Origin of the sequence: Spirillospora sp. NPDC048824, from assembly GCF_043198455.1 — a bacterium.
Taxonomy (GTDB): Bacteria; Actinomycetota; Actinomycetes; order Streptosporangiales; family Streptosporangiaceae; genus Spirillospora.
The window spans coordinates 108,423-122,078 of sequence record NZ_JBICUS010000005.1 but is presented as its reverse complement, the minus strand read 5'-3'; the positions used below and the strand labels follow the sequence as shown (position 1 = coordinate 122,078).

General features: G+C 69.8%; 14 protein-coding genes. 8 read left to right on the top strand and 6 right to left on the bottom strand.

The window, feature by feature from the left end; genetic code table 11:
* Positions 1–368: 368 nt before the first annotated feature.
* Both ACGFIS_RS11700 and ACGFIS_RS11695 read right to left on the bottom strand, forming a co-directional pair.
* Entirely contained in the window at positions 369–1,040 is a 672-nt protein-coding gene (locus ACGFIS_RS11700) for a response regulator (RefSeq protein WP_392912832.1), read from the bottom strand.
* A complete protein-coding gene (locus ACGFIS_RS11695; RefSeq protein ID WP_392912831.1) occupies positions 1,037–2,149 on the bottom strand; it encodes a sensor histidine kinase in 1,113 nt (370 codons plus the stop codon). Before ACGFIS_RS11695 ends, ACGFIS_RS11700 begins: the two co-directional genes overlap by 4 nt.
* Positions 2,150–2,295: 146 nt before the next feature.
* Here ACGFIS_RS11695 and ACGFIS_RS11690 point away from each other — a divergent pair, with 146 nt between their 5' ends.
* Entirely contained in the window at positions 2,296–3,252 is a 957-nt protein-coding gene (locus tag ACGFIS_RS11690) for an ABC transporter ATP-binding protein (RefSeq protein ID WP_392912894.1), read from the top strand.
* Positions 3,249–4,010 carry an ABC transporter permease gene (locus ACGFIS_RS11685; protein ID WP_392970503.1) on the top strand — a complete coding sequence of 254 codons (762 nt, stop codon included), beginning with the start codon at positions 3,249–3,251 and terminating at the stop codon, positions 4,008–4,010. Before ACGFIS_RS11690 ends, ACGFIS_RS11685 begins: the two co-directional genes overlap by 4 nt.
* Positions 4,011–4,069: 59 nt before the next feature.
* On the opposite strand, the gene ACGFIS_RS11680 is transcribed toward ACGFIS_RS11685, so the two are convergent.
* Positions 4,070–5,611 carry a methyltransferase domain-containing protein gene (locus ACGFIS_RS11680; RefSeq protein ID WP_392912827.1) on the bottom strand — a complete coding sequence of 514 codons (1,542 nt, stop codon included), beginning with the start codon at positions 5,609–5,611 and terminating at the stop codon, positions 4,070–4,072.
* 380 nt (positions 5,612–5,991) lie between these two features.
* Entirely contained in the window at positions 5,992–6,891 is a 900-nt protein-coding gene (locus tag ACGFIS_RS11675; RefSeq protein ID WP_392970500.1) for a helix-turn-helix domain-containing protein, read from the bottom strand.
* A 98-nt stretch (positions 6,892–6,989) separates the two neighbouring features.
* Here ACGFIS_RS11675 and ACGFIS_RS11670 point away from each other — a divergent pair, with 98 nt between their 5' ends.
* The 4 genes from ACGFIS_RS11670 to ACGFIS_RS11655 are packed head-to-tail and all read left to right on the top strand — an operon-like array spanning position 6,990 to position 9,769.
* Positions 6,990–7,595, top strand: a complete 606-nt coding sequence (locus ACGFIS_RS11670; protein WP_392912825.1) for a UbiX family flavin prenyltransferase — start codon at positions 6,990–6,992, stop codon at positions 7,593–7,595.
* Positions 7,596–7,611: 16 nt separating this feature from the next.
* Positions 7,612–9,036, top strand: a complete 1,425-nt coding sequence (locus ACGFIS_RS11665) for a non-oxidative hydroxyarylic acid decarboxylases subunit C (protein ID WP_392912824.1) — start codon at positions 7,612–7,614, stop codon at positions 9,034–9,036.
* Between the two features lie 29 nt (positions 9,037–9,065).
* On the top strand, positions 9,066–9,311 hold the full coding sequence (locus ACGFIS_RS11660) for a non-oxidative hydroxyarylic acid decarboxylases subunit D (protein WP_392912823.1): 246 nt from the start codon (positions 9,066–9,068) through the stop codon (positions 9,309–9,311).
* Positions 9,308–9,769, top strand: coding sequence for a pyridoxamine 5'-phosphate oxidase family protein (locus ACGFIS_RS11655; protein WP_392912822.1), 462 nt, complete (start codon positions 9,308–9,310; stop codon positions 9,767–9,769). The genes ACGFIS_RS11660 and ACGFIS_RS11655 overlap by 4 nt, the downstream gene beginning before the upstream one ends.
* 27 nt (positions 9,770–9,796) lie before the next feature.
* Here ACGFIS_RS11655 and ACGFIS_RS11650 read toward each other — a convergent pair whose 3' ends face one another.
* Positions 9,797–10,291 (bottom strand): hypothetical protein, encoded by a 495-nt coding sequence (locus tag ACGFIS_RS11650; RefSeq protein ID WP_392912821.1) that lies wholly within the window; start codon positions 10,289–10,291, stop codon positions 9,797–9,799.
* A 136-nt stretch (positions 10,292–10,427) separates the two neighbouring features.
* Here ACGFIS_RS11650 and ACGFIS_RS11645 point away from each other — a divergent pair, with 136 nt between their 5' ends.
* Together ACGFIS_RS11645 and ACGFIS_RS11640 are read left to right on the top strand one after the other, a co-directional pair.
* Positions 10,428–10,703 carry a hypothetical protein gene (locus tag ACGFIS_RS11645; protein WP_392912820.1) on the top strand — a complete coding sequence of 92 codons (276 nt, stop codon included), beginning with the start codon at positions 10,428–10,430 and terminating at the stop codon, positions 10,701–10,703.
* 481 nt (positions 10,704–11,184) lie between these two features.
* Positions 11,185–12,186, top strand: a complete 1,002-nt coding sequence (locus ACGFIS_RS11640) for a glycoside hydrolase family 11 protein (RefSeq protein ID WP_392912893.1) — start codon at positions 11,185–11,187, stop codon at positions 12,184–12,186.
* Positions 12,187–12,259: 73 nt separating this feature from the next.
* Here the strand turns inward: ACGFIS_RS11640 and ACGFIS_RS11635 are convergent, their stop codons facing one another.
* On the bottom strand, positions 12,260–13,513 hold the full coding sequence (locus tag ACGFIS_RS11635) for a hypothetical protein (protein ID WP_392912819.1): 1,254 nt from the start codon (positions 13,511–13,513) through the stop codon (positions 12,260–12,262).
* Positions 13,514–13,656: the final 143 nt, after the last annotated feature.

The window sequence follows — 13,656 nt, the reverse complement described above, 5'->3', positions numbered from 1 at the left end:
GGACGGTGGCACGGGCGGTCGGCCCGTGGTGAGGAGCCTGCGGCGTCGGCGCCGCGGCTCCGGAGGTCAACGTGACGGCCACTCGGCGTCACGGGCGGCATCCGCTGCGGCCCCGGCGCGGGAATCGAACGTCCGCGTCCGGACGGGCTGGTGTTGCGGCGTCATGGGCGCCGACCTGTCTGGGCCCCCGAAGGGGACCGAGTAGCTGGGAACCAGGGGGACGCGGGCTTGGTCGCTCGCATCGAGAACCCCTCGTTCGCCACGAGTCTACGCCTTCCGGGGTTCGGGCGTCGGTGCGCGCGTTCCGGCGGGACCCGTCCGGCGGCCGTGCGTCGCTCGCCGGTTTCCCGCAGGTCGTCGACGACCTGTCAGTGATCCGGCGGGGTGTCGAGGAGGCCGTGGTGGAGCGCCTTCAGGACGGCGCGGGTGCGGTCGCGGACGCCGAGCTTGGCCAGAAGGCTGGACACGTGGTTCTTCACGGTGCCCTCCGCCAGGTGCAGGGCACCGGCGATCTCGCGGTTGGCGTAGCCGCCGGCCAGCAGGCGCAGGACGTCCTGTTCCCGTTCCGTGAGCGGCTGGGGCGGGAGGTCCTGGAGGTCCTGGAGGTCGTCCGGGTCCGGCAGGTGCCCGGTGGCCCGGATCAGGCGCTCGGTCAGCGCGGGCCGGACCAGCGTGCCGCCGCGTGCGAGGGTCCGGATGGCGCCGACGACCTGGTCGAGGGTGACGTCCTTGAGCAGGTAGCCGGACGCTCCGGCGCGCAGGGCCCGCAACACGAGTTCGTCGTCGTCGAAGGTGGTCAGGACGAGGGTGGGCACGGTGATGTTCCGCTCCCGCATGGCGGTGAGCGTGGCGATGCCGTCCCGGCGCGGCATCCGCAGGTCCAGCAGGAGCACGTCCGGCGGGTCGTCGCGGAGGACGGCCAGCGCCTCGTCGCCGTCGGCGGCCTCGGCGGTGACGGTCACTTCGGGCGACAGCTCCAGCAGGTGCCGGATCCCCTGGCGCACGAGCGTCTGGTCGTCGGCGACGCACACCCGGATCACGGCGCCGGGACCCTGGCGCTGACGGTGAAACCCGACCGGGTGTCGAACGACACGACGCCGTCGAGCTGCGCGATGCGTTCGCGTACCCCGGTCAGGCCGTTGCCCAGCCGCAGGAGCGAGGCGCCGCGCCCGTCATCGCGGGCGGTGAGGACGATCTCCCCGGTGCCGGCGCGCCCGACGTCGATCCACAGGTTCTCGGCCTCCGAATGGCGGATGGTGTTCGTGACGACCTCCTGGACGCAGCGGATCAGCGCGGCCGTGCACGCCTCGTCCGGGTCGGCGGAGTCGTCGACGCTCAGGTGCACGCGCGGGGCGGGCAGGTCCGCGACGATCTCCGTGAGCGCCTGGTGCAGGGACGGCGTGCGGGCGCGCAGTTCGCCGACGGCGGTGCGGACGTCGCCGAGCAGGTCCCTGGCGAGGCCGCGGGCGCGTTCCACGTGCCGTCCGGCCGGGGGCGTGCTGTGGTGCGCCGCGACCTCCAGTTCGAGGACGAGCGCGGTGAGCTGGTGGCCGACGAGATCGTGCAGCTCGCGGGCGATGCGGAGCCGCTCGGCGGACCGGCTCGACTCGGCCAGCAGCGCGGTCGCCGCGCGGAGTTCGGTGTTGGCAACGGCGAGGCGTTCGCGCGCCGCGGCCTCCCGCTGCTCACTCCGCACGGCCCACACCGTGCAGACCTGGAGCATCGTGTAGATCATCGCGGTCAGCGTCACGTCGGTGAGGGTGCCGTCCCGGAGCAGCGGCGCCGCCGCGGCCGCCGCGCTGTTCACCCCGAGCACCGCGAGCGTGGTGCGAGGTGAGGAGAAGTGGGCCGCGACCGCGGTGACGAACACCAGCAGGATCGAGAGCCAGCCGGCGCGCGCGCCCAGCAGCACCGTCGCGGCGGCCACCGGGACGAGGGCGAACAGCAGTGCCCGCCGGCCTGCCCGCCCCGGCGCGACGTCCAGCAGCGTCAGCGTGAACAGCGCGAGGAACCCCAGGTAGGCGACCCACCACAGCCAGGCCGGCCCGAGGGTGGGGTCCCCGTCGGCGAACAGCACCGGCGATCCGACCAGCAGGCAGACGGTCAGCGCGCTCACCGCGCCCCACGCTTCGAGATGGGACCTGGCCATGCGACGAAGGGTACGGGCATCGCGCCCGGGGCGGACCGTGCCGGAAGTCATGGCCGCGGGTCATGACCTCCGGCACGCGCGGACGCGTCCGGTGGCGGCTTAGCGTCTGCCGTGCCGGTACAGGCCGGCGGGGAGGGGACGTGGCGATGGCCGTGGTCGAGGTCGAGGGGCTGTGCAAGCGGTACGGGGAGACGGTCGCCGTCGACGACGTGTCGTTCGCCGTCGAGCGGGGAGAGATTTTCGGGATCATCGGCCCGAACGGCGCCGGCAAGACCACGCTCGTGGAATGCGTCGAGGGGGTGCGGCGGGCCGACCGGGGCCGGATCAGGGTGCTGGGTCTGGACCCGTTGCGGGACCGCGCGCGGCTCAGGCAGGTGATGGGGGCGCAACTCCAGGGCGGGGCGCTGCCGGAGAAGCTGCGGGTCGGTGAGGCGGTCGCCCTGTACCGGTCGTTCTACCCCGATGGCGCCGACCCCGGCCGGCTGCTGGACGAGCTGGGGCTGACGGCCAAGCGGAAGACGGCGTTCGAGAACCTGTCGGGTGGGCAGGCGCAGCGGCTGTCGATCGCGCTCGCGCTGGTCGGCAAGCCGCGGATCGCGGTGCTGGACGAGCTCACCACCGGTCTCGACCCGCAGGCGCGCAGGGGCGTCTGGGAGCTCATCGAGCAGATCCGGGACACCGGCGTGACGGTGCTGCTGGTCACGCACTTCATGGCCGAGGCCGAGAGGCTGTGCGACCGGGTCGCGGTCATCGACCGGGGGCGGCTGGCCGCGCTGGACACCCCCGGCGGGCTGATCGCACGGCTGGACTCCCCGCAGCGCGTCCGGTTCCGGGTGGCCGCGCCGTTCGACGCCGCCGTGCTGGCCGGGCTCGACGGGGTCGGCGAGGTGCGCACCGACCGCGGCGAGACCGTCGTCACCGGGACGGGGGACCTGCTGCACACGGTCGGTTCGGCGCTCGTCCGCCACGGCGTGGTCGCCACCGAGACCCGGCTCGAGAACGCCACGCTCGACGACGCGTTCCTCGCCCTGACCGGCCGGACGCCCGGCGATGGGCCTGACGAGGGGCCAGGCGAGGGGCCCGGCGAAGGGGATGCGGCATGACGACGTACCGGCCCTCCGCGCGGGCGTGGGCGCTGCTGGCCTGGACCGAGGCCAAACTGGTGACCAGGGACACCGCCGGGCTCGTCATCCCGCTCGTCCTGCCGATGCTGATCATGGTGATGTACGGGCTCGGCGCGGACGGTGCGGGAACCGAACGCTTCCGCGGCGTCCCGGCCTTCGACGCCCATGTCGTGCCGATGACGCTGGTGATGGTCGTGGCGCTCATCGGCATGGTGAACATGCCGGCGGTCCTCGCCGCCTACCGCAGGTCGGGTGTGCTGCGGCGGCTGGAGGTGACGCCCGCGCGTCCGGTGATGATCCTGGTCGCGCAGGTGGTGGCCGCGCTGGCCCAGGTGCTGGTCGGCGTCGTGCTCGCCCTGCTGGTGGCCCGGCTGGCCTTCGGCATGTCGATGCCCCGGGACCCGCTCATCGCGATCGGCGTGTTCTGCCTGGTGACGGCGGCGATGTACGCGCTCGGCATGCTGGTGGCGGCGATCGCGCCCACCCCGAACGCGGCGGTCGCCATCGGCCTGGTGCTGTTCTTCGCGACGATGGCGCTCGGCGGCGGGTTCGGACCCCGGGAGAACCTCCCGGACGGGCTGGCCACGCTCGGCGAATATCTGCCGTACGGGGCGGGAGTGGAGGCGTTGAGCGCCACCTGGATGGGGGTGGCACCGGACCTGTGGCACCTCGCCGCCCTCGCCGGCGCGGCCGTACTGGCCGGTGCCGCGGCCGCCAAGGCGTTCTGCTGGGACTGACGGGGGCGGGGCATGGCGAGGCCGGGAGAGGAAACGCCCTCTCCCGGCCTCGTCCTCCGTCACGCCTTACAGCGGAAGATCCCCCATTTCAGGTGGCCGGACTCGCCACCCCGGACCCAGTGCCGCAGGCCCGCCTTCATGTGCTCGAGGTAGTCGCTGCTGATCTGCCCGGTGAACTCGGCCTCCCGCCGCTCGGTCTCCTGGAGCACCCGCCCGTAGTGGGTGGTGAGGTGCGTGGTGAGGTCGTCGAAGCTCGGCGTCATGCCGAGGCGGGCGATCTCGCGCTGGTAGAAGCCGGGTGACCCCATCGTGTCGAGGTGCAGGCGGTCGAGGATGGGCCGCAGGGCGTCCCGGGTGCAGTCGTCCGCCGCCATGGGATCGGTGAAGACGAAGTCACCGCCCGGCTTGAGCACGCGGGCGATCTCCTCCAGTGCCCGGATCCGGTCGCCGCCGTGCAGCAGCGCGTCCTGCGACCACACGACATGGAACGCGTTGTCGTTGAACGGGAGCGCCTCGAAGGAGCCGTCCACCACGTCGATCAGGTGGTCGAGTCCCTGTTCCTCGTTCATCGCGCGGTTCCGCGCGTTCTCCACCTCGCTGAGGTTGAGGCAGGTGACCCGGCAGCCGTAGGTGCGGGCGAGATGCCGGGCGGATCCGCCGTATCCCGCGCCGAGATCGACGACCTGCGTCTCCGGCGTCAGGTTCAGGCCGGACGCCATCCGCTGGACGGTGCGGTCGCTGGCCGCGTCGATCGTGTCGTCGTCCTCGTAGACGCCGACATGGATGTGCTGTCCGCCCCACACGGAGTGGTAGAAGGCGTCGGCGTCGCTGGAGTTGTAGTAGTCGCGGGCGGTGTTCACCGCGGTGGAGTAGGCGGTGTTCATGTCGTCTTCCCAGTACCGTTTCTCCGCCACATGGATGAAGAAGTCGGGGTCGTCGTCATTGTAGGTCGCCTGGAAGTCACCGTACGTGTCGATGCGCTGGAAGCCGACCTCGCGCATGAGCCGCCGCATGTAGTTCTTGCGCAGCGGATACATGTTGAGGCAGTACTCGCTGTTGTCCGGGAACCGGTACCGGAATCGCGCGAGTCCCTCGTCGACGTACTCCGGTTCGGCCAGCACCTCCTCACCGCAGTAGTAGTAGGAGTGCTGGCTGGAGAATCCGTTGTCCAGGATGGAGTCGTAGTTGCGCTGGTCGATGATGAGCACGCCGTCGTGCTTGAGCATGGCGTAGAACTCGGCCAGGGCCTTACGCCGGTCGCGTTCCGAGAACAGGTGGGTGAACGAGTTGCCCAGGCAGATGATCGCGTCGAACTCGCCGTGGACGTCACGGTTCAGGAAGCGCCAGTCGGCGTGCACCACGCGGAGGATGTGGCCGCCGAACGCGTAGCCGTTGTCGAACGCCTTGCGCAGCATCTCCGGGCTGCCGTCGACACTGACCGTGTCGAAGCCTTCCTGAAGGAGCCGGACCGAATGGAAGCCGGTACCGGTGGCGACGTCGAGTACCTTCTGGACGCCCCGCTCCCTGAGCTGGTCGATGAAGAAGCTGCCTTCGCTTTCGTAGCGCCTCTTCCAGTCGATGAGTTCGTCCCACTTCTCCACGAAGCCCTGGACGTACTCTTCCGTGTAGTGATCGGTGTCGCGAACCTCGGTCGGATTGTCCCCGAACTCTTGGCGCTGAATCGGAATGCCTCCTGTGGACGTGCCTCCTGGTGACCGTCCGCGGCCCTCGTGGAACGCACGGTGGTCACCACTGGTCGGTCATATCGTCACATTGTGTGACGAACTGGTGCGGACAGGACGGACAGGGCGAACGTTAGCCATGGGCACGGCCGGAAATAAGGGGTCACCGCGGTAGATCTTGCTAACACGCGGTGTGATCGTCGCCACATCGAGGCCGCGTACGCAGGAGATTCGGCGTCTCCGAGGACACCCTCAGCGCTCCTGAAAGGGGCGGCGGCAGACCGGCGCGGTGGAACGTCTCAGGGGGCGGTGCCGCGGGCCGCGGCGCGGAACGCCGTGGGGGTCATGCCCGTGCGTTGCTGGAAGAACGCGCTGAACGCCGTCGAGTAGGCGAAGCCGAGACGTTCGCCGATCCCGGACGGGGGCAGGTCGGTGTGGGACAGCAGGCGTTTGGCCTCCAGCAGGATCTGGTCGTCGATGAAGCGTTTGGCGCCGCATCCCGCCGCGGCGCGGGTCGCGCGGGTGAGGGTGCGCACGCTGTAGCCGAGCCGGGCGGCGTAGTCCGCGACCCGGTGGCTGGTGGCGAGGTCCTGGTCGACGGCCTCCTGGAAGCGCAGGAAGACCTCGTGGCCCGCGGCCCGGTCGCCGGGGCCGCCGTTCAGGTGGGTCAGCCGCAGCAGGATGACGGCGAGCAGATGCCGCATGACGTCGATGTGGGCTTCCAGCGGGAGTTCGGCGAGCCGCTCATGCTCGGTCCTGAGGAGGCTGAGGGTGGAGTCCAAGGCCCCTTTCTGCGTGCCTTCGGGCGTCACGGGACGCTGCGGGACGCGCCGGTCGAGTCCGACGGCGTCGCGGGTCGCGGCGTCAAGGAATTCCGGAGCGAACACGACCACCGTCCCCTCGGTCTCAGTGAGGTCGCTGATGTACCGGTGGATCTGGCCGGGGCGCATCCAGAACCAGCCCCCGGCGGGAACGCGGTGTTCGAGGAAGTCGGCAGAGCAACGGACCGCCCCTGCGTGCACGGCGATGAATTCATGGAATTCCGGTCGCCTGGGAGCGTAGATGTCGACCCCGTGGCCGCGGGCGCGCTCGACGAGCCGGGCGAAGTCCATCACCTCCACGCCGGGCGGAGCGCCGGCGGCGGGCCGGTAAGGGATGTGCGGAACCTCCGTGCGCCGAGGTTGTCCGTTTTTCTTCATCAGCTGTCCTTGATCTATTCCAGAAATTATCGGCGCCGGCCATAGCGTGATCAACGGCGATGGAAAAGGGTGACCGACATCTCAGGGAGTTGACCGCCATGCGGCTGATCGTCGGAATGACGGGTGCGACGGGCGCCGTCCTGGGCATCCGCATTCTGGAGAACCTCGCCCGGCTCCCGGACGTCGAGACGCACCTGGTGCTGTCCCGCTGGGCGAGGGCCACCATCGAACTGGAGACCGGGCTGTCGGTGCGGCAGGTCGCGGCCCTCGCCGACGAGACGTACGCACCGGACGACCAGGGCGCGGTCATCTCCTCCGGCTCATTCCGCACCGACGGGATGGTCATCGCGCCGTGCTCCATGAAGACCCTGGCGGCGATCCGCGCCGGATACGCCGAGGGACTGCTCGCCCGCGCCGCGGACGTGGTGCTCAAGGAGCGGCGCAGGCTCGTGCTGGTCCCCCGTGAGACGCCGCTCAGCGAGATCCACCTGGAGAACATGCTCGCCCTGGCTCGCATGGGTGCGCAGGTGGTGCCGCCCATGCCCGCCTTCTACAACCAGCCGGTGACGGCCGACGACATCGTCGACCACATCGCGGCCAGGGTCCTGGACCAGTTCGACCTGCCCGTTCCCGCGCGCCGCTGGGAGGGCATGCAGGCAGCCCGCGGGCGGCGGGCCGCTCGCGGGCTCAGCCAGACCGTCTGACCACTGAGGAGTAACCGTGCCCTACGACGATCTCCGGAGTTTTCTGGAAACCCTCGACCGGGAGGGGCAACTGCTGCGCATCACCGACCAGGTCATGCCCGAGCCCGACGTCGCCGCCGCGGCCAACGCCGCGTCCCGGATGGGCGACGACGCCCCCGCCCTCTTCTTCGACGACATCGCGGGATTCACCGACGCCCGTATCGCCATGAACGTCCACGGCTCCTGGGCCAACCACGCGCTCGCGCTGGAACTGCCCAAGGAAACCCGCGTCAAGGAACAGGTGAACGAGTTCAGCCGCCGCTGGGAAAGGTTCCCCGTCGCGCCCGAATGGCGCGATGACCCGCCGTGGGCCGAGAACTCCATGGACGGCGACGACGCGGACATCTTCAAGGTGCTCCCGCTGATCCGCCTCAACGACGGCGACGGCGGCTTCTACGTGGACAAGGCCTCGGTCGTCTCCAAGGACCCCGAGGACCCCGACGACAGCGGCAAGCAGAACGTCGGCGTCTACCGCATCGAGGTCAAGGGCACGCGCAGGCTCGCACTTCAGCCGGTCCCGATGCACGACATCGCCCAGCACCTGCGCAAGGCCGAGGAGGCCGGCGAGGACCTGCCGGTCGCCATCACCATCGGCAACGACCCCGTCGTCTCCATCGCGGCGTCCACCCCGATGCGCTACGACGAGAACGAGTACGAGCTGGCCGGCGCCCTGCGCGGCGCGCCCGCCCCGATCGCCGCGGCGCCGCTGACCGGCCTGCCGGTGCCGTGGGGAGCCGAAGTGGTGATCGAGGGCGTCATCGAAGGACGCGTACGCGAGATCGAGGGGCCGTTCGGCGAGTTCACCGGGCACTACTCGGGGGGACGCAACATGCCCGTCATCCGGATCGACCGAATCTCCCACCGCACCGGCCCGATCTTCGAGCACCTGTATCTCGGCATGCCGTGGACGGAGATCGACCACATGATCGCGGCCAACACCTCCGTTCCGCTGTACCAGCAGCTCAAAGCCGAGTTTCCCGAGGTGCGGGCGGTCAACGCCATGTACACCCACGGCCTGGTCGTCATCGTCTCCACCGCCAAGCGCTACGGCGGCTTCGCCAAGGCCGTCGGCCTGCGCGTGCTCAGCACGCCGCACGGCCTGGGATACGCCACCACGGTCATCGTCGTGGACGAGGACGTGGACCCGTTCGACCTGCCGCAGGTCATGTGGGCGGTGTCCACCAAGATGAACCCGGCGGGAGACCTGGTCCAGATCCCCAACATGCCCGTCCTGGGGCTCGCACCGCAGGCCACGACGCCGGGCATCACCGACAAACTCGTCATGGACGCCACCACCCCGGTCGCCCCCGACGTCCGCGGCAACTACGGCAACCAGGTCCGCGACCTCCCCGAGGCCGCCGAATGGCTCGTCCGCCTGCGTGAACTGGCCGCCCGCCGCTGACCCCCCCCCGACACAAAGAAGGTCCTGCGATGACCACCACGACCCCGAGTTGCCCGCGTTGCGCACACGAGACGATCGACCGGCTGTTCACCTCGCCCGTCCCCGGAATGTGGGACGTGCTTCAGTGCCGCCTGTGCCTGTACTGCTGGCGCACCACCGAGCCGGACCGCCGCACCCGGCGCGAGTGCTACCCCGAGAGCTTCAGGATGACCGCCGAGGACGTCGCCTCCGCCCCCGAGTTCCCGCCGGTCCCGCCGCTGAAGAACGTCCCGTGACCGGCGCGTTCGAGGAGGCGCTGGCCGCATGCACCGTCCTCAACCTCGCCTACGTCGCCGAGGACGGCGGCCCGCGGGTCTGCGCCGTCTTCTACGCCCCCGCCGCCGACGGCTCCCTGGTGTTCGTCAGTTCCCGCACGACCCGGCACGGCCGCGTCCTGGCCGCCGACCCGGACGGCACTCCGGTGGCCTTCACCGTCCAGGACGACCGCCAGACCTGGCAGACGCTGCGCGGCGTGCAGGGCCGCGGCGTCTGCCACCACTTGGAAGGCGCCGAACTCGCCGACGCCCGCACGACCTACACCGCGCGCTTTCCCTTCGTGGCGGTCGACGACCGCCTGGCCCGCGCCCTCGCGGCGGCCGGCCACTGGCGAATCCGCCCGACCCGGCTCCGCCTGATCGACAACTCCCAGGGCTTCGGCCACACGACCGAATGGCCCGCCCCCGATCCGCGATGAACGGCGCGGACCGCTCCGCCCGGCGCCCTACCCGGCGGCCCCGGATTCGCCGCCGGTGAGAAGCCCGCTCGCTGAGAGGAGCCTCATCCAGTTGTCCTTGTGCCGACCGCGCCTGTCATGCTCCGTGGCGGCACCCTTGCCCAGGACGGCCTCGACGAGCCGGGGATAGCCTTCGCCGAGAACGTGGTGGTTGAAGAACGCCACGATGTCGTCCGCGAAATCCTCGCTGTCAATCTGCTCTATCTCAACATTCTTGTAAAAGAAGATGTAGTCGTCCGGGTCGACGTAGTAGACGCTAGCATTGCTGAGGTCCAGGCGAATGGGGGCGCCGCCGTCGATTCTTTCGAGGACGTCCGGCGGAATTCCGTAACGTTCATGGCCGATCTCCAGGGGATCGCCCAGCGGGCAATGCTCATTGGACCTCCGCAACGCCCATTCGTGCGGACCGCGGATCTCATCGGGCTGCTTGAAGCAGATGTAGTTGCCGCCCAGCCGGTAGAACAGGCGGAACACCTCGGTCACCCCGGCGGGCAGTCGGCTAACCTACCTGCCCACGGCCGAGAATCGCCGCATCCTGACAAAGGCTACGCACAACCACGTTGTCGCCTACGACCTTTCCCGGCCGGTCGTCAACGGGGGCCTCCTCGAACGGGCGGCGGTGTTCCCCGCCGAGGGCGAACCGCACGGCCATGCGGCGTCCCCCGACGCCGACACCGCGATCGTCTCCGTTCACGGCGAGCGCACCGCCCCGGACGACTCCGACGAGCCCATGGATCTGGACTTCCACCGGAACCACCTGGTCGACACCCGGACCGGGCGGGTACTCGGCCCCCTCCCCTCCGAGTTCATCACCAGGGAGGACATCGTCCCCCTCGGAGACCGCTCGTGGCTGACCACCGGATCCGACGGCGGCTGGTACCGCCACACCATGTGAACGACGACCGTCGCCTCGGGAGCAAGGGCGGTCGAAACTTTCGGTACATCGGTGTGGAACGTGATCACCCGATCGAGTCCTCAATGGACAAGTTCGAGAGCGGTCGAGCAGTTGTAGGCCCTGAGCAGGGTCAATGCTTTCCATGATGAATTAGGGTCATCGAAATTTTTCGAAAAGTGTTGACACGTCTACCGGGCCGGTCCAACACTGTCGCCATCGACAGACCTAGTCCCCTGTCGATGCGGGCCAGGCGCCCGTGACAGTCCCCCGGTCGTCGGGCGCACGATGACCGGCCAACCCCCGCCACCCCACCCCACCCCCGCCTCCACCCTCGAAACCCGCCACGCAGCAGGACGCCGCGGCGGCTGCCGTCCGGCCATCGGCGGCCTCGCCGGGTCATGTCGCGCTGCCTGGCCACCCCCGCCAGCGTTCACGAGGAGGAAGAACGCACATGAGCATCACGCATCCGAAACCCGCGCGCATGAGCGCCGCCCCCGCCCGACCGAGGAGCCGCGGACGCGGCCGGCTCAGGGCGTTCATCGGCGCCGCCTCCGCCGTCGTGATGGTCGCGGCCCTGCCCGGTGTCGCCAACGCGGCCGTGACCACCAACCAGACCGGCAACCACGACGGCTACTTCTACTCGTTCTGGACCGACAGCCAGGGCACGGTCTCCATGGAACTGGGGTCCGGCGGCAACTACAGCACCTCGTGGAGCAACACCGGGAACTTCGTCGCCGGCAAGGGATGGAGCACCGGTGGACGCCGGACCGTGAACTACTCGGGCAGCTTCAACCCGTCCGGCAACTCGTACCTGACCCTCTACGGGTGGACGAGGAGCCCGCTCGTGGAGTACTACGTCGTCGACAACTGGGGCAGCTACCGGCCCACCGGGGACTACATGGGCACGGTCACCAGCGACGGCGGTACGTACGACATCTACAAGACGATGCGGTACAACCAGCCGTCCATCGAGGGCACCGCGACCTTCCCGCAGTTCTGGAGCGTCCGGCAGTCGAGGCGCACGGGCGGCACCATCACGTCCGGAAACCACTTCGACGCCTGGGCCAGTCATGGAATGAACCTGGGCAACCACGACTACATGATCCTCGCGACGGAGGGCTACCAGAGCAGCGGGAGCTCCAACATCACCGTGGGCGGCACCTCCGGCGGCGGCGGTGGCGGCGGCGGAGGCGGCGGCGGTGGGGGTGGCGGCAACAACGGCTGCACCGCGACCCTGTCCGCCGGTGAGCAGTGGAGCGACCGCTACAACCTCAACGTCTCGGTGTCCGGGTCCAGCAACTGGACCGTGACGATGAACGTCCCGTCCCCCGCCAAGACGATCGCCACCTGGAACATCGACGCCAGCTGGCCCAGCGCCCAGGTGCTGACGGCCAGGCCGAACGGCAGCGGCAACAACTTCGGCGTGACCATCCAGCACAACGGCAACTGGACGTGGCCGACGGTCTCCTGCAGCACGGGCTGACCCCGGCACGCACCTGTGGCGCGGCGGCTCGTGACCGCCGCGCCACAGCGCTGCCCGGCAGGGCTTCAGGAGGTCAGCACTTGACCCAGTAGCCGGTGCCGGTCTCCTTGATGGTGCTGGTGGTGAAGACGTTCCACAGCCCCAGGTTCTGGTCGGAACCGTTGGCGTAGGCGTAGCCCATGGAGTGGTGGGCTCTCCCGGCGGTGGTGTGGGCGTAGTTGGACGCGGTCACACACTCCGCGGGAGGCGTGGTGGGCGGTGTGGTCGGGGGTGTGGTGGGAGGCGTGGTGGGCGGGGTGGTGGCGCCGTCGCTCATGGCTCTGACCATGTTGACGACGGCCGTCATCTGCGGGCCGGTCTTGAGCGGGTACTGGGCGGACTGGTAGCCCCACCAGTCCCAGCAGCCGCGGGGGTTGCTCGTCCCGGACGCGGTGGCCTGCGGATACAGGACGATCATGGCGTTGGTGTCGGCGTACTCGTTGAGGTAGGCCTTGTCCATGAAGGTGTCGCCGATGTTGCCGTAGTACTGGTAGCAGCCGTGCAGTGCGACCATCAGCGTGCAGGACGCCTGCTCGCAGGCCTGCGGGACGTAGGCGAACCCTTCGTCGCCCATGCTGATGGAGGTGGCGTCGCCGCCGGGGACGTAGGCGTTCTGGTCGAACTGGAGCAGCCGTCCGGTCAGGGACGAGGCGGCGGGCTGCACCGCGCCGTACAGGTGGGTCAGCATGTCCCCGACGGCGTCGCCGCCGCAGTCGTTGATCCAGGGCGACTGGGTGACCGAGCAGGCGCCGGGGCCGATCGGGCTGATCCAGGCGTGCCCCGCGGGGGAGTCGTGGTCGTAGGCGACGTCGGCGCCCAGGTCGCGGTAGTAGGTGGCCAGGTCGTCGTTGACCGGCTCGGCGACGGTGGTGTCGGACGTGCCGTGGTACAGCCACACCGGGTCGCCCGGCAGGTTCTCCACGGGGTCGACGGTGCCGGCCGCGGCGCGGTCGCGGGTCAGTTGTTCGAGCTGGGCGGGGGTCTTGCGGGGCAGGTAGGTCGCCATGCACGCGTTGAGCGCGGTGCTCAGGCTGTTCTGCGCGCAGTCGTAGGCGCCGGCGGAGAAGATGCCGGCTCCCTGGAACACCGACGAGTAGGCGACGTGGAGCTGGTTGGCCATGAACCCGCCGGACGACACCCCGCTGACGTAGGTGCCGCTGATGTCGTACTTGGCGAGCGGGGCGCGGGTCGGCGGTGGGACGGCGGCGTGGACGATGGACAGCGAGGTGGTCGCCAGGGCCACGGCCGCGATCGCGGCCCAGATCCCCTGTCTGATTTTCAGACGCATGTGGACTCCTCGGACGGGGTGGTGCCCGTCATGGTCGAGGAGTCCTGTGACGCCCGCCACATGGCGTGGTGACACACTCACCTTGATCAACATGTGGGTGAGGTCACGGAGGGCGCGCCGCCCGGCGTTCCGGCGGGTCACGC

Coding starts and splice junctions, on each gene's coding strand:
- ACGFIS_RS11660 (WP_392912823.1), top strand. CDS start 9,066: ATGACCACCACGACCCCGAGTTGCCCGCGTTGCGCACACGAGACGATC.
- ACGFIS_RS11675 (WP_392970500.1), bottom strand. CDS start 6,891: ATGAAGAAAAACGGACAACCTCGGCGCACGGAGGTTCCGCACATCCCT.
- ACGFIS_RS11695 (WP_392912831.1), bottom strand. CDS start 2,149: ATGGCCAGGTCCCATCTCGAAGCGTGGGGCGCGGTGAGCGCGCTGACC.
- ACGFIS_RS11670 (WP_392912825.1), top strand. CDS start 6,990: ATGCGGCTGATCGTCGGAATGACGGGTGCGACGGGCGCCGTCCTGGGC.
- ACGFIS_RS11640 (WP_392912893.1), top strand. CDS start 11,185: ATGAGCGCCGCCCCCGCCCGACCGAGGAGCCGCGGACGCGGCCGGCTC.
- ACGFIS_RS11690 (WP_392912894.1), top strand. CDS start 2,296: ATGGCCGTGGTCGAGGTCGAGGGGCTGTGCAAGCGGTACGGGGAGACG.
- ACGFIS_RS11635 (WP_392912819.1), bottom strand. CDS start 13,513: ATGCGTCTGAAAATCAGACAGGGGATCTGGGCCGCGATCGCGGCCGTG.
- ACGFIS_RS11685 (WP_392970503.1), top strand. CDS start 3,249: ATGACGACGTACCGGCCCTCCGCGCGGGCGTGGGCGCTGCTGGCCTGG.